Annotated in this window: 16 protein-coding genes and 1 pseudogene; 7 read left to right on the forward strand and 10 right to left on the reverse strand. The window is 69.9% G+C overall.

Going from position 1 to position 20,366, the window contains the following annotated elements; all coding sequences use genetic code 11:
• The first annotated feature begins 144 nt into the window (after positions 1–144).
• On the forward strand, positions 145–918 hold the full coding sequence (locus ACWC1K_RS31265) for an IclR family transcriptional regulator (protein ID WP_450836306.1): 774 nt from the start codon (positions 145–147) through the stop codon (positions 916–918).
• The gene (locus tag ACWC1K_RS31270; RefSeq protein ID WP_450836307.1) at positions 915–1,760 is read left to right on the forward strand and encodes an SMP-30/gluconolactonase/LRE family protein; all 846 of its coding nucleotides are present in this window, start codon (positions 915–917) and stop codon (positions 1,758–1,760) included. The genes ACWC1K_RS31265 and ACWC1K_RS31270 overlap by 4 nt, the downstream gene beginning before the upstream one ends.
• A 97-nt stretch (positions 1,761–1,857) precedes the next feature.
• On the opposite strand, the gene ACWC1K_RS31275 is transcribed toward ACWC1K_RS31270, so the two are convergent.
• Together ACWC1K_RS31275 and ACWC1K_RS31280 are read right to left on the reverse strand one after the other, a co-directional pair.
• A complete protein-coding gene (locus ACWC1K_RS31275) occupies positions 1,858–3,096 on the reverse strand; it encodes an MAB_1171c family putative transporter (protein WP_450836308.1) in 1,239 nt (412 codons plus the stop codon).
• Positions 3,093–3,665 carry a toxin-antitoxin system, toxin component family protein gene (locus tag ACWC1K_RS31280; protein WP_450836309.1) on the reverse strand — a complete coding sequence of 191 codons (573 nt, stop codon included), beginning with the start codon at positions 3,663–3,665 and terminating at the stop codon, positions 3,093–3,095. Before ACWC1K_RS31280 ends, ACWC1K_RS31275 begins: the two co-directional genes overlap by 4 nt.
• A 257-nt stretch (positions 3,666–3,922) precedes the next feature.
• Between ACWC1K_RS31280 and arfA the strand changes: the two genes are divergently transcribed.
• On the forward strand, positions 3,923–5,434 hold the full coding sequence (arfA, locus tag ACWC1K_RS31285; protein WP_450836310.1) for an arabinosylfuranosidase ArfA: 1,512 nt from the start codon (positions 3,923–3,925) through the stop codon (positions 5,432–5,434).
• A gap of 4 nt (positions 5,435–5,438) precedes the next feature.
• On the opposite strand, the gene ACWC1K_RS31290 is transcribed toward arfA, so the two are convergent.
• On the reverse strand, positions 5,439–8,420 hold the full coding sequence (locus ACWC1K_RS31290; protein WP_450836311.1) for a beta-galactosidase: 2,982 nt from the start codon (positions 8,418–8,420) through the stop codon (positions 5,439–5,441).
• Positions 8,421–8,511: 91 nt separating this feature from the next.
• Here ACWC1K_RS31290 and ACWC1K_RS31295 point away from each other — a divergent pair, with 91 nt between their 5' ends.
• Positions 8,512–8,970, forward strand: a complete 459-nt coding sequence (locus ACWC1K_RS31295) for an RrF2 family transcriptional regulator (protein ID WP_115908355.1) — start codon at positions 8,512–8,514, stop codon at positions 8,968–8,970.
• A gap of 4 nt (positions 8,971–8,974) precedes the next feature.
• Here the strand turns inward: ACWC1K_RS31295 and ACWC1K_RS31300 are convergent, their stop codons facing one another.
• The gene (locus ACWC1K_RS31300) at positions 8,975–9,469 is read right to left on the reverse strand and encodes a DUF3515 family protein (protein ID WP_450836312.1); all 495 of its coding nucleotides are present in this window, start codon (positions 9,467–9,469) and stop codon (positions 8,975–8,977) included.
• Between the two features lie 117 nt (positions 9,470–9,586).
• On the opposite strand from ACWC1K_RS31300, the gene ACWC1K_RS31305 reads away from it, so the two are divergent.
• The 3 genes from ACWC1K_RS31305 to ACWC1K_RS31315 all read left to right on the forward strand — a co-directional run bounded on the left by ACWC1K_RS31305 (position 9,587) and on the right by ACWC1K_RS31315 (position 11,459).
• On the forward strand, positions 9,587–10,054 hold the full coding sequence (locus tag ACWC1K_RS31305; protein ID WP_450836313.1) for a hypothetical protein: 468 nt from the start codon (positions 9,587–9,589) through the stop codon (positions 10,052–10,054).
• Positions 10,051–10,608: a TlpA family protein disulfide reductase gene (locus ACWC1K_RS31310; protein WP_450836314.1), complete on the forward strand. Its 558-nt coding sequence runs from the start codon at positions 10,051–10,053 to the stop codon at positions 10,606–10,608. The genes ACWC1K_RS31305 and ACWC1K_RS31310 overlap by 4 nt, the downstream gene beginning before the upstream one ends.
• A 200-nt stretch (positions 10,609–10,808) precedes the next feature.
• On the forward strand, positions 10,809–11,459 hold the full coding sequence (locus ACWC1K_RS31315; protein ID WP_450836315.1) for a DUF4360 domain-containing protein: 651 nt from the start codon (positions 10,809–10,811) through the stop codon (positions 11,457–11,459).
• A 124-nt stretch (positions 11,460–11,583) separates the two neighbouring features.
• Here ACWC1K_RS31315 and ACWC1K_RS31320 read toward each other — a convergent pair whose 3' ends face one another.
• The 6 genes and pseudogenes from ACWC1K_RS31320 to chvE all read right to left on the reverse strand — a co-directional run bounded on the left by ACWC1K_RS31320 (position 11,584) and on the right by chvE (position 20,291).
• Entirely contained in the window at positions 11,584–12,774 is a 1,191-nt protein-coding gene (locus ACWC1K_RS31320; protein ID WP_450836316.1) for an MFS transporter, read from the reverse strand.
• A gap of 462 nt (positions 12,775–13,236) precedes the next feature.
• On the reverse strand, positions 13,237–14,904 hold the full coding sequence (locus tag ACWC1K_RS31325; RefSeq protein WP_450836317.1) for a pyridoxal phosphate-dependent aminotransferase: 1,668 nt from the start codon (positions 14,902–14,904) through the stop codon (positions 13,237–13,239).
• Between the two features lie 283 nt (positions 14,905–15,187).
• Positions 15,188–16,240 (reverse strand): annotated as a pseudogene (locus ACWC1K_RS31330) (aldose epimerase family protein); the annotation flags it as partial.
• A gap of 61 nt (positions 16,241–16,301) precedes the next feature.
• Positions 16,302–17,549, reverse strand: a complete 1,248-nt coding sequence (mmsB, locus tag ACWC1K_RS31335) for a multiple monosaccharide ABC transporter permease (RefSeq protein ID WP_450836318.1) — start codon at positions 17,547–17,549, stop codon at positions 16,302–16,304.
• Positions 17,546–19,096 (reverse strand): multiple monosaccharide ABC transporter ATP-binding protein, encoded by a 1,551-nt coding sequence (gene mmsA, locus ACWC1K_RS31340; RefSeq protein WP_450836319.1) that lies wholly within the window; start codon positions 19,094–19,096, stop codon positions 17,546–17,548. Before mmsA ends, mmsB begins: the two co-directional genes overlap by 4 nt.
• An 85-nt stretch (positions 19,097–19,181) precedes the next feature.
• Positions 19,182–20,291, reverse strand: coding sequence for a multiple monosaccharide ABC transporter substrate-binding protein (gene chvE, locus ACWC1K_RS31345; protein WP_450836320.1), 1,110 nt, complete (start codon positions 20,289–20,291; stop codon positions 19,182–19,184).
• Between the last annotated feature and the right edge of the window lie 75 nt (positions 20,292–20,366).

Below are 20,366 nucleotides of genomic sequence, written 5' to 3' on the forward strand. Positions count from 1 at the left end.
AACCATTGCCCGGGCAAACGCACTATGCGTAGCCTGTGTTCGTCATGCCGATCGTCTGTTGAAATTTCGAACAGGCGCCTAGGGTGAGTAGCTCAACAACCTCAGAACCTCAACATCCTCGGACAACAAGGGAGGGGGCCGGTCGTGGGTCGCCTGGTACCTGCCGTGACTCGGGCTCTCGACATTCTTGAGCTCTTCCTCGACGGGGACGGGACGCTCTCCGCCCCCGACATCGTGCGCAAGCTGCAGCTGCCGCGCACCACCGTGCACGAGCTGGTCACCACGCTCGCCGCCCGGTCGTACATCGTGCAGGTGCCCGGGCAGCCGGGACGCTACCGGCTCGGTGTGCGTCCGTACCAGCTCGGGAGCCGGTACGCCGAGCAGCTGGACCTCGCGGCCGAGGGGCAGCAGGTGGCCCGGTCCGTTGCCGAGACCTGTGACGAGACGGTGCACGTGGCGATCCTCGAGGGTACCGACGTCATCTACATCGCCAAGGTGGACTCCACCCACGCGGTGCGTATGGTGTCGGCGGCCGGGCGGCGGCTGCCGGCGCACTGCACGTCGGTGGGGAAGATGCTGCTGGCCTCCCTTCCGGAGCAGGAGCTCACGGCGCGGATCCCGGACGACGCCGAGCTCGTCGCGATGACTCCCAACAGCATCACCGAGCCGTCCGCCCTGCGCGAGGCCCTGGCGCAGATCCGGCAGCGCCAGATCGCGGTCGAGAGCCGTGAGTCCAACCCGGATGTGAGCTGTGTGGCGGCGCCCGTGCGGGACCGTACGGGGCAGGTCGTGGCCGCCCTCTCGATCTCCGTGCCCATGATCCGCTGGAGCGACGAGCGCCGCGCCGAGCTGGAGCAGCTCGCCGCCAAGGGCGCCGTCGAGCTGTCGGAGCGCCTCGGCCACCGGACCGTCGCATGACGGCGTACGAGGTGGCGGTGCGCGCCGAGGCCACCCTGGGCGAGGGGCCGACCTGGGACGCGGCGGCCGGGCGGCTGATCTGGATCGACATCCTGGGCGCGCGGGTGTACACGTACGACCCGGTGACCGGCCGTCGTACGACCCGTGTCACCGACCAGCATGTGGGCGCGGCGAAGCCGAGGGCCGGCGGCGGGCTGGTGCTCAATCTCCGCGACGGGGTCGGCCTCGTCGACCCGGACGGCACCTTCGGCTGGCTGCACCGCGAGGTCGTCCCCGGCCGCCGTGCCAACGACGCCGCCGTCGCCCCCGACGGCTCCCTCTGGGCGGGCACCATGCGCTACGACGAGGCCGCGGGCGGCGGCACGCTGTCCCGGATCACCGGTGACGGCTCGGTCGAGCTCGTCCTCGACGACGTGGCCGTGAGCAACGGCACCGGCTGGAGCCCCGACGGCCGCCTGATGTACTACGTCGACTCGCCCACCCGGCAGGTGGACGTCTTCCACCACGAGGACGGCCGGGTGGCGGACCGCCGCCGGTTCGCGCAGATCGAGGACGGCGCCGGCTTCCCCGACGGCCTGACGGTGGACGCCGACGGCTGTGTGTGGGTGGCGCTGTGGGACGGCGGAGCGGTGCGCCGCTACACACCCGACGGCGAACTGGACCGCGTGATCGAACTCCCCACCCCCCGCGTGACCGCCTGCGCCTTCGGCGGCCCGGACCTCACGGACCTGTACATCACCACAGCCCGAGTGGGCCTCACGGCGCCCCACCCGGTGGCGGGCTCCCTGCTGGTGGTCCCGGGTGCGGGAAAGGGCCTGCCCCAGCCGGCGTTTCTGGGGTAGCCGCGGGCCCTGCGCCGCCTGGGGCGGGACGGGTGGGCGCAGGCGGCACCCCGCAAGCGCGGGCAAGCACACCCCCCCACCCCAGGCCCCGCAGGGCTCAGCTCCGCACCCCCGGCCGGGGAACACCCCCCACCCGCTCCCGCACCGCCCCCAGCTCCTCAGCCCGCCGCAGAGCTTCGGACACCTCCCCGATCTCCCGCAGCAGATCTGTCGTATCCGGGTCATGGTGACCCTCCGCGTCCACCGACCAGCGCCGAGCCTCGACGGCATCCTGGATGGCCACCGCGGCGGCGAGCGCCTTGGCCCGCGCAGGGTCGTGGCCCAGGGCGAGCGCCGCCTCGTACGCCCGTCGGCGACCGCCCTCGTCGATACGCCGTGCCAGCGGAAGCAGCGCGTCCCGGATGAACGTCTCCCGGCGGATGAGCCGCAGCTCCGGCGTGCCCCGCAGCACGAACGGCACGCCACCCCCGTTGACCGAACGCATCAGCAGATACAGCGGCCGCAGCCGCCGGTGGGCGAGCCGCACCCGCCACCGCTCGGCCAGGTACTGACCCGCGTGCGGCAGGATGAAGCCGACCGCGATCAGGAGGGCGGAGAGACAGGCCAGCGGGGGTGCCACGGCCGTGCTCAGCCAGTCCAGGTCATGGCCCGTCCAGCGAGCCACCACCGCGGGCAACTTGACCGCGTAGAAGGAGAGCTGGGCCGCGTAGCCGACCCCGAGGAACTTCAGGCCCCAGCGCAGCCACGCGTCGAGCCCGTCGGTGCGCACCCAGTTCCAGATCAGCCCCGAGGTGATCACCGTGGCCACCGCCTGCGCGAGCAGATACAGCAGGATCATCTCGCGCATGTACGGCGTGTTGGCGTAGTACGTGTCCAGGTCCCGGAGGCGCTCCACCGGCGCGTCCGCCAGCGCGAACAGCACCCACAGCGCGGCGATCACCCCGAGGGAGCCCGCCACCACCCAGCGCACGGCGCGCACGGTCGACGCCGAGCGGTCGGACAGCCCGTTGCGCCACGCGATGATCAGCAGCAGGCACGAGCCGCAGAACGCCGTCAGCAGCGAGTACACCCAGGGCGCCGAGATGTTCGGTACGCCCGTGACCCGGTTGACCCGGGCGATCGTCGACGGCGCCACGAACACGAACACCGCGCAGGCGATGAGGAGTACACCGCCGACGGCGCGCAGCAGCGGATCGCTCCACAGGCGCACGATGGTCGGCAGCTTGATCGCCAGCGCGGCGGTCAGCACCCCGGCCGGGATCCACCAGAAGGACGGGTAGAACTCGTTGACGAAACCCGCGGGGGACCAGGCCAGTCGGGCGAGGGCCGCGGTCACCGCCCCGTTCCCCCGCGCCCGCGGTAGCCCAGGGACCGCTGGATACGGCCGAGCGGCGCGTCGGCGTCCCGCCCCGACAGCAGCGGCCGGAACGCGGCCGCGAGCCGGTGCCCGAAGTCGTCGGCCTCCGCCTCGTCGGCGACGCGCGAACCGTCGCGCGCGGCCACCGACAAGGCTGCGTCCTTGAAGGCGTTCCACGTGCGGCGGTCGGCAAGCGCCGCCCCCGCCCTATGGTGATGGCTGTGCCCGGCGTGCAGATGCCACAACTCATGGCCGAGGATGACCAGTTGCTGCACCGCCTCGGCCCGCTCCTCGACGATCACCAGGTCGAAGTCGGAGAACTCCACCCACAGCCCGGTGACCTCGATCTCGTCGGGAAACCGCTCGAAGCGCAGCTCCACCGGCCGCCCGCCGCGCAGCACGGTCATCTCCTCGCACAGCGCCCGGCACAGCTCCCGTGCATCGGCCGGCGGGCGCGGTCTTGCCCGCACCGCCGCCCCGAGGCCGTTGGTCAGCTTCCGCATCCCGGAGACCCTCCGCGAGCGCCGCAGTCCGGCGGCGATGTCCATCGCTCCCCCTTCCGACGCCACAGACAGGCCGTCCGAGCCTACGCCGTCGTTCAACCCCGAACTGTCGCCCTGGCCGGAAAGTCCTGCCCAACCCATTGACTGGTAAGCGCTTCCTCTCTACGGTCCCGTTCGAAGTTACGAGCATATTTCGAAATACCGAACGGTACGCCAGGGCAGGATACCGAGCAGTCAGGGCAGGAAGGCAGGGCATGGGACGACCCGAACGGCAGGCGAATCCGAACCTTGGAAAGGAAAAAATGAGCACCGCCCGCTTCACCCTCGACCCCGCCTTCACCATCGGCGAGGTCAACCCCCGTGTCTTCGGTTCCTTCGTCGAACACCTCGGCCGCTGCGTCTACACCGGCATCTTCGAACCCGGCCACCCCACCGCGGACGAGGCCGGCCTCCGTACCGACGTCCTGGACCTCGTCCGCGAACTCGGCGTCACCGCCGTCCGCTACCCCGGCGGCAACTTCGTATCGGGCTACAAGTGGGAGGACTCCGTCGGCCCCGTCGAGGACCGCCCCCGCCGCCTCGACCTCGCCTGGCGCTCCACCGAGACCAACCGCTTCGGCCTCTCCGAGTACATCGCCTTCCTGAAGAAGATCGGCCCCCAGGCCGAGCCCATGATGGCCCTCAACCTCGGCACCCGGGGCGTCGCCGAGGCCCTCGAACTCCAGGAGTACGCCAACCACCCCGCCGGCACGGCCCTGTCCGACCTCCGTGCCGCGCACGGCGACAAGGACCCCTTCGGCATCAAGCTGTGGTGCCTGGGCAACGAGATGGACGGCCCCTGGCAGACCGGCCACAAGACCGCCCAGGAGTACGGCCGGATCGCCGCCGAGACCGCCCGCGCGATGCGCCAGATGGATCCGGGCGTCGAACTCGTCGCCTGCGGCTCCTCCAGCCAGTCCATGCCGACCTTCGCCGCCTGGGAGGCGACGGTCCTGGAGGAGACGTACGACCTCGTCGACCACATCTCCCTGCACGCCTACTACCAGCCCGAGGACGGTGACATCGACTCCTTCCTGGCCTCCGCCGTCGACATGGAGTCCTTCATCGAGAACGTGGTCGCCACCGCCGACCACATCGGCGCGAAGCTGAAGTCGAAGAAGAAGATCAACCTCTCCTTCGACGAGTGGAACGTCTGGTACATCTCGAAGTGGCACGAGATCGAGAACTCCGGCGCGCGGGACTGGGCGGAGGCACCCCGCCTCCTGGAGGACAACTACAGCGTCCTGGACGCCGTGGTCTTCGGCTCGCTCCTCATCGCACTCCTGCGGCACGCGGACCGTGTCACCGTCGCCTGCCTCGCCCAGCTGGTCAACGTCATCGCCCCGATCATGACCGAGCCCGGCGGCCCGGCCTGGCGCCAGACGACCTTCTTCCCCTTCGCCCAGGCCTCGCGGTACGGCCGCGGCCAGGTCCTCGACGTCCGGGTCGACTCACCGACGTACGAGACCCGGAGGTACGGCGAGACGGACCTCCTGCACGCCACCGCCGTGCGCGCGGAGGACGGCACCGTCACCGTCTTCGCCGTCAACCGCGGCCGCACCGGGGCGCTGCCCCTCGAAATCGCCCTGAACGGCCTGGACCTGACGGAGGTCGTCGAGCACAGCGCCCTCGCCGACGCCGACCCGGACGCCCGCAACACCCTCGACGACCCCGAGCGGGTCGCCCCGCACACGGTCGAGGGCACCGCCCTGCGGGACGGCACCCTCACCGCCGTACTGGAACCGCTGTCCTGGAACGTGATCAGGTTGGCCTAGGACCTCATGCCGACCGGCCGGGGGAGGCCACCGGTGCCACCGGTACTCCTCCGGCCGCCGCGCCCAGCAGTGTCAGCCGTACGTCCGACGGTCCCGAGGGTGTGGTGCCGTCGGACAGGACGGCCAGGGCGAGCGTGTTGGCGCCACGTGTGCGCAGGATCCCGTTCGGGAGCGGGAAGGTGTGCTGAGGGCCCACGTCGTTGATGTACTGGCCCATGTTCCAGCCGTTCAGGAAGATCTGGACGCGGTAGGCGCGGACCGGGTCGTCGTCGAGGACCAGCCCGACGGAGGCGTCGGTGCCGGCGTCGACCGCGAGCCGGAAGGTCGTCCGGTACCAGGTCACCCCCTGCCGCCGGTCCGCCCGCGGCAGCTGCACCGGCTCCCAGCCGCCGTCGCCGTACCCCGGCAGATGCCAGCCGCTGCGCTCCCCGTACAGCCCGCCGTTGTTCTGCGGCCCGCGCACGGGGTCGGGCGCCGTCTCGCCCTGGAGCCGCCAGCTCAGCTGCGGGGCGGCCCCCGCGAAGGTGACCGCCGTCAGCCCGCGGGCCACCTTGTGCGTGTCCTGCGAGGTGCCGTCCTGGTCGCGCTGCATACGGCGGACGAGGACCGACAGCACATGCGGCTCGTCCGTGCGCAGCTCCTTCGGCACGGTGAACACGGCCGTGGCCGCCCAACTCCCCTTCCGTACCGTCTTGTTGTCCGGAACGGGCATCCGGTGCGTGCCCAGCGGCCGCCCGTCGAGCCAGGCCATCAGCAGCCCTTGCGTGCCCGTGCTGTAGGCGAGCGACACGGACTCGGCGCCGGTCGCGTCGGTGAAGCGCCCGCGGTACCAGACGTCGCCGTAGTGGAAGGAGTAGTCGTCGGCGAAGAGAACGGGCTGTCCGGCGGGGACCGGTGTGGTGCTGTGACTGGTGGTCTTGTCGGCGGGCGTCCAGGAGGAGTCGTCGAAGGCGGGGGCCGACTCGGGGTTCTCCGTCTTCCGCAGCCAGCCGTTGCTCAGCACGGGCAGCGCGACCGCCCCGACACCGGCCAGCGGCTGCGCGGCGCGCAGGCTGCCGGAGGAGGTCGAGTGGGCCTTCAACGCCCTTTCGTTCCAGGTGAGTTCGTGGATACCGCGCGGCCCCCACACTTCCAGGTCCGCGGCTTCGATGGTGTCCCCGGTCAGCCGGACCGTCGTTGCGTCGACGGCCGCGGTCCGCAACAGGGCGGGCCCGTACACGAGAACGGAGCCGGACGGGGTGTCGTAGGGCCACAGTCGTACGGAGGTCTCGTCGTCGGCGAGGAACAGGAGGAGGGGGGTGGAGGTTCCGCCGCCGCTCACCAACACCCGGGTGAGACCGTCGAGTTGGGCTTCGATCCGCAGCAGCCCGTCCGCGTACGCGTGCTCGGCCTCCCCTTCCAGCACGGTGACCGCCGGCTCGCTCGCGCACTCCAGCGCGGTCACCGTGTCCTCTCCCGGCCGCCCGGTCAGCACGGCGATCTCCTGCCGCCCCGCGGTGAGGGCCAGCATGGGCTGGGCGCTGGAATAGCGCAGCTTCCGCCGCCCCAGCCTGATCCCGGCGGCCAGCAGCCGCGCGTCCTGCGCCGGCACGGCCACGGGGACGGGGAGTTCGGCGCCGTGCAGGGGGAGTTCGGAGGCGACCGGCACCTCGCCGTCGTTGCGCAGGACGTACACATGGGCGCCGGTGTCGGGGTTGGCCAGGTGGTACACCTTCAGCCCCTCCGCCGCGGCGTCCGCCTCGACGTCCGCCGCGCGGTCCAGCTTGGCGAAGTCGGGGAAGTGCCGCAGCAGATGCCCGAGCTGGTGCATCGGGATCAGCTTGGCGGTCGGCTGCCTGCCCTCGTCGATGGCCGCCCCGTAGTCGTACGAGGTGTAGACGACCGGTGCGGGCAGCCAGCCCCAGGAGGTGCCGCCGAAGGTCATGTAGACGCTGTGCAGGGTGATGCCGTTGGCGAGGTTGGTGAGGTAGAAGCGCCGCTCGTACGCCGCGTCCCGCAGCCGCCGCGACTCCGCGTAGCCCTTCCCGCCGAACCAGGCACCGCCCCACGGATCGAACCAGCCACCCCCGAACTCCGGTACGAAACCGGGGGTTTGGGGGCTGGCCGTCGCGCCGCCCTTCGCCCCGCCGACCCCGAAGTGCCCCCAGTCGGGCGGGGTCAGGGTGGGCGACGGATAGCCGTCGAAGCCGTACAGCCAGCGGCCCTTCTCGCCGCCCGTGTCGAAGGAGCCGGGGATCCAGTACCCGTTCCTGCCCTTGTCGTTGTGGAAGAGCGGTACGTCGATGCCGTCGGAGCGGACCTTGCGGTACAGGTGGGCCATGTAGTCACGGCCGGTGGGCTCGTTGACGAAGGCGTCGTACTCGTTCTCGATCTGGTAGAGCAGGACCGTCCCGCCGCCCTTGGTGTACAGATGCCGGGCGACGATGGCGTTCACCCGGGTCAGCCACTCGTCGGCGTACGACAGATACGTCGGGTCGGCGGTGCGTGCCCGGCCCTCGGTGGCCGCCAGCCAGCCGGGGAAGCCGCCGCCGTCGATCTCGGCGTTGATGTAGGGGCCGGGGCGGAGGATGACGTACAGGCCGGTCTCGCTCGCCGTCCGCAGGAACAGGTCCAGGTCGCGGATTCCGGTGAAGTCGTACTGCCCCGGGGCGGGGGAGTGGTAGTTCCACGACACGTAGATGCTGACCGTGTTGTAGCCGTGGGCGCGCATCTTCTGCAGGACGTCGCGCCACAGGGACGGGCTCGGCAGCCGGAAGGGGTGCATCTCGCCCGACCAGACCACCAGCCGTCTGCCGTCGACGAGGAGCGAGTAGCGGTCGAAGCCGACCGTGTGCCGCCGCCCGTCCGCGCCCGGTGTGCCGGGCGGCGGGCCCGTGGGGGCGGTCTGGGCGGCGTAGGCGCAGGTCATGGCGCCGCTGCCGCCCAGGGCCAGACCGAGGGCCGTGGTGCCGGCGAGGGCGTTGAAGGTACGTCTGCTGAGCCCCAAGGGAGCCTCCCGTCGGGCCGGCCGGTCGGCGGCGCGTGTGAGGTCATCGTGCGAGGTCATTGTGTACGGCCGCACCCATCACAATGGTCGTATGAGGATCTCGGCACGGGCGGATTACGCGGTACGGGCGGTTCTTGAACTTGCGGTCCGGCAGGACGACGGGCCCGTGAAGGCGGAGGCCATCGCCGCCACGCAGGAGATCCCGCACAAGTTCCTGGAGGGGATCCTCGGCGATCTGCGGCGCGGCGGCATCGTCGACAGCCGGCGCGGGGGAGGCGGCGGCTACCGGCTGGCCCGCGAGGCCGCGCGGATCACGGTCGCGGATGTGATCCGGGCGGTGGACGGCCCGATCGTGTCCGTGCGCGGGGAGCGGCCCACCGGCCTGGAGTACACGGGGTCCGCGCAGCCGCTGCTGCCGCTGTGGATCGCGCTGCGGGCCAACGTCCGCCGCATCCTGGAGGGCGTCACCATCGCGGACATCGCGGCGGACGCCCTGCCGGAGCCGGTACGGGAACTGGCGGCGGAGCCGGCTGCCTGGGAGAACCCGTAGCGGGTCAGCCGCGCTCGATGCAGTGGGACGTCTGCCTGACGGAGGAGACGGTCCGGGAGAGGTCGATCAGGGCCGCGTCGGTCTGGCTGGAGCCGTCGAAGACGACCTGGGTCGCCGGGTCGCGGCCGTAGGTGACGATCACCTTTCTGGTGTCGGTGGACTGCGCCAGGTCCATCACCCAGTCCACACCGTCGACCGCGAAACACGGGTCGCCGGTGACTCCCGGAGGCGTGACACCGCAGCGCAGCACGATGTCCCGGTCCCCCCAGACGGCGATCCCGGGAAGGCTGCTGTCCCGGCGGGACAGGCCGCCGAGGGAGGCCGGGGCGCTGTCGGCGATGCGGTGGCAGTGCGGTGCGCCGGAGAACCTGGCGGGGCGTACGCCGGCGTCGGCATCGGTGTAGGTGAAGCCATGGGCGGCGAGGGCGGCACCGCCGGCGAGGAGGCAGACGCCCACGGCCAGGGTGAGTCGGGTCGGGCGCAGACGTATCGACGGCATGGACAGAACGTTAGGACAGCCCGCCGTCGACCCCGGACCCGGTCCCCGCGGTGCCCGGGAGCACAATGATCGTGTGGCGGGCCGCAGTTGGGGCCCGCCGACGAAAGGGGGAGTGACGTGACTGTCACTTGGCGGGGCGCCGTTTCCTACGCGCTCACCGTCGTTGTCCTGTCCTGGCTGGTCGGGGCAGGCGTGGACCTGGCCTGGCAGGCCGCGCCCGGCGGCAGTGTCGGGGGCTGGGCCGATTTCTGGTGGAAGAACCCGTGGCACGCGGTCTTCGTGGGCGCCGCGACCGTCTCCCTGGTGCTGGCACGGCGGCTGCTGGCGCCCCTGCCGCGCTGGCGCGTGATGCTGGTCGACGGGTCCGTCTACCTGGCGGCGCTGCTGGTCTGCTGGGGGGTGTCGGCATGGGCCGAGGGCGACGGCGCACCGGCGGACTGGGCGTTCGTCATGGCGATCGTGGCGCTGTACACGCTCCAGCTGCCGGCCGCGTGGGTGCTGTGCGTCTGGCGGTCGGGGAGCCTGGAGGTCGTCCTCAGCGGGACGGGGACGGACGAACTGCACGGGGGAGTGGCCGGCCGATGACGAGGACTCGACACCTGTACGCGGTGGTGGCGGCGGCTTGCGCGGCGGTCCTCGCCGGCTGCTCCTCCCCGGCGCCGATCAGCGACACCAGTCCCGGGGATCCGCTGATCAGGACCTGGAAGGAGGGCGAGCGTCCCGCTGTTCCGGACCTTTCCGGGCCTTCCCTGGAGGGCACCACGGTCAGCCTCTCCGACTACCGGGGCAAGGTCGTCCTGATCAACGGGTGGGCCTCCTACTGCCCTCCCTGCCGGGCGGAGGCCCCCGAGCTCAACAAGATCCAGAAGAAGTACGGCGCCCGCGGGCTGCGCGTACTGGGCCTCGACAACGACGGCGGCCGGGGTGCCGGTCTCGCCTTCCAGAAGCAGTACCGGCTGGACTACCCCTCCCTGCACGACCCGTCGGGCAAGCAGCTGTTGAGGCTGCCGCGGGGCGTGGTGACCACGCAGGGGCTGCCGTTCACCATCGTCGTCGACTCGTCCGGGAAGGTGGCGGCGGTGCGGATGGGGGCGGTGACGGAGGCACGGCTCGCGAAGATCATCGAGCCGTTGCTGTGAGCGCGGCCGCGGCTTTGGCGGACCGGACGTTCGCCGTGTGAAATCCCCACCTGTGAATGGCTTGAGTTCGCCCTGACCGGTTCGGGCGTGCCTCCCTACGATGCGATCGCCTCGCGCCTTCACAGGATCCCCATGGTTTCTTCAAGGGTTCCGGGCCGGGCCGAGGTGTGCCACCCCCCACTCACAGAACCGGAGAGACCATGCCTGGTGCACTCCTTCTGGGCGGCGCGGTAGCCGCTCTGCTCACCACCGCGATACCCGCGCACAGCTCGTCCGGGGTGTTCGACAACCCGCCCCCGGACAAGATCGTCATCGATGTGGCGACCGTGAACGGCTCCGGCTGCCCCCAGGGCACCGCGGCCGTCGCCGTCTCCCCCGACAACACGGCCTTCACGGTGACCTACAGCCAGTACCTCGCCCAGGCCGGCGGCAACTCCGACCCCACGGCGTTCCGCAAGAACTGCCAGCTCAACCTGATCGTGCACGTCCCCCAGGGCTTCACCTACGCCATCGCCAGCGCCGACTACCGGGGCTTCCTCTCGCTCCAGCCGGGGGCCTCCGCGACGCAGAAGGCCTCGTACTACTTCCAGGGCTCCTCGAACACGGTGCCCAAGACCCACCCGTTCAGCGGCTCGTACAACGACGACTGGCAGGCCACCGACTCCACCGACTGGGCCCAACTGGTCTGGGCACCCTGCGGAGTTCAGCGCAACTTCAACATCAACACCGAACTCAGAGTGAGCGCGGGAACGGCGAACCCCGGCAAGGTCAGCTTCATGACCATGGACTCGACCGACGGCAACATCAGCACGGTGTACCACATGGCGTGGAAGGAGTGCCCGGCGAACTGAGGCGCACGGCCCGTGGGGGTTCCGGCGGAGTCGTCGGCCCCCACGGGCTCCCACTGGCCCGCCCTGAAGGCGGCCGGTCGCCGGGCGGTCCGCACCTTCCGGATGCCGTGCTTCCTGATCGCATTCACGAGCCCGCCTCCTGGGGCAGGGACGGTTCGGTCAACTGCCGCAGCGTGGGGGCTGCCGCCACGGTGACGCTGATCGCGACGACGGCCGCGAAACCGGCCAGTGGCATCACACGCAATCCCAGGGCACTCACCAGCCCTCCGACGACCGCCATGGACGCACTGGTGGTGAGCAGACCCATGATCTGCTCCACCGAGACGACCCGGCCGATGACGGACTCGTCGATCGCGGTCGCCACCAGGCCGCCCCACAGGGTGGACCGCAGGGCGAGCCCGCAGCCGCTCACCGCCTGGGCCGCAGCGAGCAGCAGCAGGCCGCCGTTCACGCCGATGACCAGGACGGGCAGCGCGACGGCGAGGAGGCAGACGGCGGCGGCCTGGGCCGGACGGCGGAAGTGATACCGCCGCGCCACCACTCGCCCGGTGAACCAGCCGACGCCGTTGCAGGCCTGCACCAGGCCCCACGCCTTGGCGCCGCCGTGAGTCTGGGCGGCGTACACCGGGCCCGCGACATTGAGCAGCGCCACGCCGAACAGCAGCACCACGTTGGTCTGCACTCCCAGGCGCCACAGCCAGCCGATGCGGAAGTAGTCACGGAAGCCTGCCGTGACGCGGCCGGCATCTTCGCTGCCGTGGCTGCGTCGTTGACCTGTCCGGCGGGGGACGGTCCGTCCGACGGCCGCGAAGAGCAGGGCACTCGCGAGGAACGACATCCCGTTGAGCGCCACCACGCCTGCGGTCCCGGCGGCGGCGACCAGGAACCCCGCCAGGGTCGGGCCCAGAATCCTGGAGACGCTCGAAGCGATGCCGAGGTGGGCGTTGAGGTCCTTGCGGCGTTCCTTGGCGAAGCCTGTGGATATGAGCTTGAGGGCGGCGGGATCGAAGAAAGAGGTCGCCGCGCCGAGCAGGACCGACGCGGTCGCGAGCATCACGACGCTGTTGTGGCCCGTCGCGATCATCACCGCGACGCATGCGGTCACACAGCCGGCCGCCAGATCGCCCAGCATCAGTATCGAGGCCGGCCGCCAGCGGTCGCCCGCCCACCCCGCGAGCGAACTCAGCAGCAACTTCGGCAGCATCTCCGCGGCGAGTACGACGCCGAGGGCGCTGCTGCCGCCCGCCCGCAGCGCGGCGAAGACCACGGCCACGGTGTACATGTTGTCGCCCATCGTCGATGCGGAACGGGCCATGAGAAAGAGGGTTTCCCCTCGCCTGCCTGCATCCGCCGCCGGTGTCATCAGGAGCTGCTCCTCTGCAGGATCGGTCCCGGACTCAGGAGCTCAACAGCGCGTCGAACTCACGTGCCGCGTCGGCCGTTCGGAGTGCACCCGCCGAGGCCGCGGTCACCAGTTCCCTGCACCGCGTCGGCGTACCCCAATCCCGGTACGGTCACCTGCTCCACCGTCGTGCACGACCCGACGGTGATCCGCACCTCGTCCGGGCCGTACCTGCTCTACGCGCCACCGGCGGCGGGCTCGCCGACAAGAAGTCCAGTGACCGCATCGCCTTTCAGCGCCGGCGGCGACGCCTTTGCCGGCAAGCCGAGTCGGTGGAGCAGCTACGTCGTTCCCCGTTCGGCTTGAACATCCCGGCCATCGGCCTGGCCACCGCCGCCACCGGACTGCTCCCCGCGCCCCTTGGAGGGGTGCCGCTCAGCCCGCTTGTCCCATACCGGCCGCGTTCGGCCAGCTCTGGGCGTTCGGCCAGCCGGTGGCCGGGGCCGGGGTGAGGCCCGGGGCGGGGCCCGTGGTGCCGCGTACCTGGGCCGCCGTGAGGCCGCCGCGGGCCGGGACGCCCGGCGGGGTCCGACCGGGGGCCGGAGCGGGCACCGGCGTGGACATCGGTGTCGGAGCGGGCACCGGCGTGGGCATCGGCGTCGGGGCCGGCACCGGAGCGGGCGCCGGGGCCGGTTGCTGCATCGGGGCCGGTACCGGCTGCATCGGCGCCTGGGCGGGGTAGCCGACCGGCTGGGGGGCCGCCATGGCCACCGCCGGCATCGGGGCCTGGGCCACCGCCGGCATCGGGGCCTGCGCAGCCGCCGGCATCGGCATGGGCATCGGCGTCCCGCCCCCCATCGAACCGCCGGAGGCCATCGCAGCGAGCGGCATGCCCGCCCCGTTGGTGGCGCTGACCAGGCGGTCCACGGCCGCCGTACCCGAGCTGTAGCTGGTCCCGGTGCCCAGCTCGGGTACGGCGGCTCCCCTCCTGGTCCCGTAGAGCACCTGTTCCAGGCCGGACACCAGGCGACGCACATCCACCTGGGGGCGCACCACGAGTCGCAGGAAGCGGCTGGACGAACCGATCTTGTTGCCGCACTCACGGACCAGGATCCGGTGCTCGGTGAGCATCCGGTCCCGGACCACGGTGCCTTCGGCGCCCACGGGGAGGCGTACGAAGAGGAAGTTGCCCTGGGAGGGGTAGACCGTGAGGCCGGGGAGGGCCGAGAGCTGGCTGGCCATGTCCAGGCGGTCGCGGCGCACCTGGTGGAGGCTCTGCGCGTACTCGGCGCCGTGCTCCTTCAGCATGAACACCACGTACTCGGCGAAGGCGTTGAGGTTCCACTTCGGGAGCATGGAGCGGACGCGGCCGGCCAGGGCCGGGTTGGCGACCAGGTAGCCGAAACGTATGCCGTGCAGGCCGAAGTTCTTGCCGAGGCTGCGCAGCACGACGACGTTCGGGCGGATCATCGCCTCCTGGACGACCGACGGTTCGGCCTCGGCGTCGGCGAATTCCAGGAACGACTCGTCGATGACGATCAGGTCCAGATCGGCCATCGCGTCCATGAACTGCACGAGGGCCTGCTTGTGCAGGAAGCCGCCGTCGGGGTTGTTCGGGTTGCAGATGACGGCGACCCGGGTGCCGCGGGCCCGGATGAACTCGGCGTACTTGGCGAGGTCCAGGGCGAAGCCGCTGGACTCCTGCAGCGGGAACATGTCGACCCGCTTGCCGGTCTCCATCGGCTGGTCGGTCCAGCGGCCGAAGGTGGGGACGGGGATGGCGAGGGACTCGCGGACCATCAGGTGGTCGATCCAGGTGATCAGTTCGGTCGAGCCGTTTCCCATCGCGACGCACTGCGGCGGGAGCTGCAGCAGGTTGCACAGCTCGGCGGTGATCGTGTCGGCGCTGCTCGGGTAGTACGTGACGATGTCGCGCAGTCGGGCCGACATCTCCTCGAACATCGCCGGGGTGGGGAAGTACGGATTGCAGGGAATGCAGAAGTCCACGGGGCCGGTCCCGTCGCCGCCCTGCCGCGTCAGCGCCGCCATCGACGGGCTGTGTGCCGCGTCGCTGCGGAACAGCGAGGTGACGTTGTCGGCCATGGAACCTCCGTATGGGGCGGGCCCGGCAGGGACGACCGGGCCCGTCGCGTTTGGGTGGCCCGCGCGGGGGAGCACGGGCCGCCCTTAGATACGGGGTCAGGGGTGGCGTTGTTCAACGCGTGTGAAAGGAGTGTGAGTTCGGGAACCATGCCTCCGCTTCACGCGTCCACGGGGCCGGCCGCGCCCTGAAGGGGCGCGGGGCTGCGGTCGAATGTGCGGCTCAGCCGCGTGGGCGCGACCAGCTACAACGGCCCCGCAGTTCCCCACGGCCCCCAGCGGAGCGCTACGCGCTGAACGTATGGACGGTCCGCGTCCGATACGTCTGCCCCGGCCGCAGCACCGTGGACGGGAAGTTCGCATGGTTCGGCGAGTCCGGGAAGTGCTGGGTCTCCAGGCACAGGGCGTCGCCCTGGCGGTAGGTCTTGCCGCCGGTGCCGGTGAGCGTGCCGTCGAGGAAGTTGCCGGAGTAGAACTGCAGGCCCGGCTGGTCGGTGGCGATCCTCAGGGTGCGGCCGGAGCGCGGGTCGCGCAGGGTGGCGACGTGCTCGGGCTTGGACGTGACGCCCTTGTCCAGGACCCAGTTGTGGTCGTAGCCCTTGGCCTGCATCTGCTGGACGTGGCCGTCGCGGATGTCGCGGCCGATCGGCTTGGTCTTGCGGAAGTCGAAGGGGGTGCCCGCCACCTTCGCCAGTTCGCCGGTCGGGATGAGGCCCGAGTCGGTGGGCGTGTAGCGCGAGGCCTCGATGGTGAGCTCGTGGTCCTCGATGGTGCCGCTGCCCTCTCCGGCCAGGTTCCAGTACACGTGGCTGGTGAGGTTGACCACCGTGGCCTGGTCGGTGGTGGCCTCGTAGTCGATGATCCAGTCGCCGTGCCGGGTGAGGGTGTACGTCACCTTCGTCGTGAGGGTGCCCGGGTAGCCCATCTCGCCGTCGATGCTGGTGCGGTGGAGCACCAGGCCGACGTCGGAGCCCTCGGCGAACGGCTCGACGTCCCAGATGCGCTTGTCGAAGCCCTGCTCGCCGCCGTGCAGGCTGTTGACGCCGTCGTTCACGGACAGCTGGTACGTCTTGTCGTCGAGGGTGAACCGGCCCTTGGCCATGCGGTTGCCGTAGCGGCCGATCAGGGCGCCGAAGTACGGGGTCTTGGCGACGTAGTCGTCGATGTTGTCGAAGCCCAGGCAGACGTTGGTGTGGTGGCCGTCCCGGTCCGGGATCTCCAGAGCCTGGACGACACCGCCCCAGTTCAGGACCTTCAGCCGGGTGCCGCCGTTCTCCAGCGACCAGCGGTGGACCTGCGTGCCGTCGGCGAGCTCGCCGAAGAGCGATGTCACTGGTCTGCCTCTCCCTCCCATGGGAAGGGCCCCGCCTCGCGGCGGGGCCCGATCCGGTCTCTCCGGTCTACGAACCGGACTTGCGCTTGTTCCACACGTCGAACCCGACCGCGGCCAGCAGGGCGAGGCCCTTGATGACCTGCTGCCAGTCGGTGCCGACACTGAGGAGGTTCATGCCGTTGTTCAGCACGCCGAGGACGAGACCACCGATGATCGCGCCGAGGACGGTACCGACACCGCCGCTCATGGACGCGCCACCGATGAACGACGAGGCGATCGCCTCGAGTTCGAAGTTCAGGCCCGCCTTCGGCGAGGCCGCGTTCAGACGGGCGGCGACCACCAGACCCGCCAGGGCCGCGAGCACGCCCATGTTGAGGAAGACAAGGAAGGTGACCTTCTTGTCCTTGACGCCGGACAGCTTCGCCGCCGGCAGGTTGCCGCCGATCGCGTAGATGTGCCGGCCGAAGACCGCGTTGCGCATGACGTAGCCGTAGCCGACCACCAGCACACCGAGGACGATCAGGATGATCGGCGCGCCCTGGTAGCTGGCGAGCAGCATCGTCACCGCGAGGACCGCGGCGGCGATCGCGACCAGCTTCAGCAGGAAGGCGTTGCGCGGCAGCACGTCCAGGGAGAACTCCTGCTCGCGCTTGCGGTCGCGGACCTCCTGGTAGAGCACGAAGGCCAGCAGGACGATGCCCAGCAGCAGTGTGAGGTTGTGGTAGTTGGTGTTCGGGCCGACCTCGGGCAGGAAGCCGTTGCCGATCTTCTGCAGACCGTTCGGGAACGGGCCGAGGGTCTGGCCCTGCAGGAAGATCTCCGTCAGACCGCGGAAGAGCAGCATGCCGGCGAGGGTGACGATGAACGACGGTATGCCGAAGTACGCGATCAGGAACCCTTGCACCGCGCCCGCGGCGGCGCCCACCAGTAGGCACAGCACCAGGGCGAGGGGCCACGCCACATGATGGTTGACCGTCAGCACGGCGGCGAAGGCGCCCACGAACGCCGTCAGCGAACCGACCGACAGATCGATGTGACCCGCGATGATCACCAGCATCATGCCGATCGCGAGGATCAGGATGTAGCTGTTCTGCAGCACCAGGTTGGAGACGTTGCGCGGCAGCAGCAGGTCGCCGCCGGTCCACACCTGGAACAGCACCACGATCAGGCCGAGCGCGATCAGCATGCCGTACTGGCGCATGTTGCGGCGCAGGCCGCCCAGCATCAGCTGCAGCAGGTTCTCGCCGGAGGCCGACCCCCCGCTCTTCCCGGGCGGCGCCGAGGCCGGGACCTTGTCCGTCACATCCGTGCTCATCGGGTTACCTCTTTGTCCTTCGTCATCTGGCGCATCAGCACTTCCTGCGTGGCCTCGGCCCGCGGGACCTCACCCGTGAGCCGCCCGGCGGCCATGGTGTAGATGCGGTCGCACATCCCGAGCAGCTCCGGCAGCTCGGAGGAGATGAAGACGACCGCCTTGCCCTCCGCGGCCAGCTGGTCGATGACCGTGTAGATCTCGTACTTGGCGCCCACGTCGATGCCGCGCGTCGGCTCGTCCAGGATCAGCACCTCGGGACCCGCGAAGATCCACTTGCTGAGGACGACCTTCTGCTGGTTGCCGCCGGAGAGCCTGCCCACCGTCTCGAAGACGGTCGGCGCCTTGATGTTCATGGACTTGCGGAAGAGCTCGGAGACCTTCCGCTCCTCGTGCTCGTCGACCACACCCCGCCTCGCGACCTTGCCCAGGGCGGTCAGCGAGATGTTCCGGTTGATGTTGTCGATGAGGTTGAGGCCGTAGTGCTTGCGGTCCTCGGTGACGTACGCGATGCCGTGTCCGACCGCCTCCGCGACGGTCTTCGTACGGATCTCCTTGCCGTCCTTGAGGACCGTGCCGCCCGCGTGCCGGCCGTAGCTGCGCCCGAAGACGCTCATGGCCAGTTCCGTGCGGCCCGCGCCCATCAGCCCCGCGATACCCACGATCTCCCCGCGCCGCACGTTGATCGACACGTCGTCGACCACCTTGCGCTGCTGGTCGATCGGGTGGTGCACCGTCCAGTTGCGGATCTCCAGCGCGGGTGCCGCGTCCACTTCGCCCTCGTACGCGGTGCGTTCGGGGAAGCGGTGGTCGAGGTCGCGCCCGACCATGCCGGAGATGATGCGGTCCTCGGTGGTCTCCGCCGACTTCACGTCGAGGGTCTCGATGGACCTGCCGTCGCGGATGATCGTCACCGCGTCGGCGACCCGCCGGATCTCGTTCAGCTTGTGGGAGATGATGATCGAGGTGATGCCCTGGTTCTTCAACTCCAGGATGAGATCCAGGAGTTTGCCGCTGTCCTCGTCGTTCAGAGCCGCGGTCGGCTCGTCGAGGATCAGCAGCTTCACCTTCTTGGAGAGCGCCTTGGCGATCTCCACCAGCTGCTGCTTGCCCACGCCGATGTCGGCGATCCGGGTCTCCGGGTGGTCGGTCAGACCCACCCGGCGCAGCAGCTCGGTGGCGTGCTTGAGCGTCTCGTTCCAGTTGATGAACCCGCCCGAGGCGTGTTCGTTGCCGAGGAAGATGTTCTCCGCGATCGACAGGAACGGGACCAGCGCCAGCTCCTGATGGATGATCACGATCCCGCGCTGCTCGCTCGCCCGGATGTCCTTGAACTCGCAGGGCTCACCCTCGAAGAGGATGTCGCCCTCGTAGCTGCCGTGCGGATGGACGCCGGAGAGCACCTTCATCAAGGTGGACTTGCCGGCGCCGTTCTCACCGCAGATGGCATGGACCTCGCCCTGACGAACAGTCAGCGTGACGTCCGACAGCGCTTTGACCCCGGGAAAGGTCTTGACGATCGAGCGCATTTCCAGGACGGGTCCCGCCATGGTGTGCCCTTTCAATCCGTAGGAATGGCCGGTGTGGGTGTCGATATGCGGCTTGGCCGCGTGGCCGACACCACCGACAGGGGGACTACTTCAGCTGGTCCGCCGTGTAGTAGCCGGTGTCGACCAGTTCCTTCGTGTAGTTGGTCTTGTCGACGCTCACCGGCTGCAGCAGGTAGGCGGGGACGGTCTTGACACCGTTGCCGTACGACTTGGTGTCGTTGATCTCGGGCTTCTTGCCGTTGAGCACGTCGTCGATCATGGTCGAGGCGACCTTGGCCAGCTTGCGGATGTCCTTGTAGACGGTCTGCGTCTGCTGGCCCGCGATGATCGACTTCACCGAGGCGAGCTCGGCGTCCTGGCCGGTGATGACGGGCAGCGGCTTGGCGGCCGAGCCGTAACCGTCCGACTTCAGGGCGGCGAGGATGCCGATGGAGATGCCGTCGTACGGCGACAGGACCGCGTCGACCTTGCCGCTGGTGTACGTGGAGGTGAGGATGTCCTCCATGCGCTTCTGCGCGGTGGCACCGTCCCAGCGCAGCGTGGTGACCTTGGTGAGCGCGGTCTGCTTGGACTTGACGACGAGCTGCTTCTTGTCGATGTACGGCTGGAGCACGCTCATCGCGCCGTTGAAGAAGTACTTGGTGTTGTTGTCGTCGTTGGAGCCGGCGAACAGCTCGATGTTGAACGGGCCCTTCTTGCCGCTGTCCAGGCCGAGCTTGTGCACGATGTACGTGCCCTGGAGCCTGCCGACCTTCTCGTTGTCGAACGAGGCGTAGTAGTCGACGTTCTTCGTGCCGAGGATCAGGCGGTCGTAGGAGATCACCGGGATCTTGGCGTCAGCGGCCTGCTGCAGCACGCTGTTCAGCGACTTGTTGTCGATGGCCGCGATGATGAGGCCCTTGACGCCCTGCGTGATCAGGTTCTCGATCTGCGAGACCTGGTTGGCCGGGTCGTCCTCGCCGTAGACCAGCTTGGTCTTGTAGCCCTTGGCCTGCAGGTCCTTGACGACGTTCTTGCCGTCGGCGATCCAGCGCTCGGAGGACTTGGTGGGCATCGCGATACCGATGGTGCCGCCCTTGGCGCTGCCCTTGTCCTCCTTGCTGCCGCCCTCGCTGCTCTGGCCGCAGGCGGACAGGGTCAGGGCGAGGGAAGCTGCTCCGGCGACGGCGGCGAGTGCGGCTCTGCGAGTGCGCATGATCATCATCCTTGATGTCTGTGAGGCAGGCTCGGTCTGGCTGTGCAAGGACGCTTGGGGGCGGGTGCGGAGACC

This window comes from Streptomyces sp. NPDC001492 (assembly GCF_053597275.1).

Coding starts and splice junctions, on each gene's coding strand:
- ACWC1K_RS31280 (WP_450836309.1), bottom strand. CDS start 3,665: ATGGACATCGCCGCCGGACTGCGGCGCTCGCGGAGGGTCTCCGGGATG.
- ACWC1K_RS31270 (WP_450836307.1), top strand. CDS start 915: ATGACGGCGTACGAGGTGGCGGTGCGCGCCGAGGCCACCCTGGGCGAG.
- ACWC1K_RS31315 (WP_450836315.1), top strand. CDS start 10,809: ATGCCTGGTGCACTCCTTCTGGGCGGCGCGGTAGCCGCTCTGCTCACC.
- ACWC1K_RS31320 (WP_450836316.1), bottom strand. CDS start 12,774: ATGGCCCGTTCCGCATCGACGATGGGCGACAACATGTACACCGTGGCC.
- ACWC1K_RS31295 (WP_115908355.1), top strand. CDS start 8,512: ATGAGGATCTCGGCACGGGCGGATTACGCGGTACGGGCGGTTCTTGAA.
- mmsA (WP_450836319.1), bottom strand. CDS start 19,096: ATGGCGGGACCCGTCCTGGAAATGCGCTCGATCGTCAAGACCTTTCCC.
- ACWC1K_RS31310 (WP_450836314.1), top strand. CDS start 10,051: ATGACGAGGACTCGACACCTGTACGCGGTGGTGGCGGCGGCTTGCGCG.
- chvE (WP_450836320.1), bottom strand. CDS start 20,291: ATGCGCACTCGCAGAGCCGCACTCGCCGCCGTCGCCGGAGCAGCTTCC.
- mmsB (WP_450836318.1), bottom strand. CDS start 17,549: ATGAGCACGGATGTGACGGACAAGGTCCCGGCCTCGGCGCCGCCCGGG.
- ACWC1K_RS31325 (WP_450836317.1), bottom strand. CDS start 14,904: ATGGCCGACAACGTCACCTCGCTGTTCCGCAGCGACGCGGCACACAGC.
- arfA (WP_450836310.1), top strand. CDS start 3,923: ATGAGCACCGCCCGCTTCACCCTCGACCCCGCCTTCACCATCGGCGAG.
- ACWC1K_RS31300 (WP_450836312.1), bottom strand. CDS start 9,469: ATGCCGTCGATACGTCTGCGCCCGACCCGACTCACCCTGGCCGTGGGC.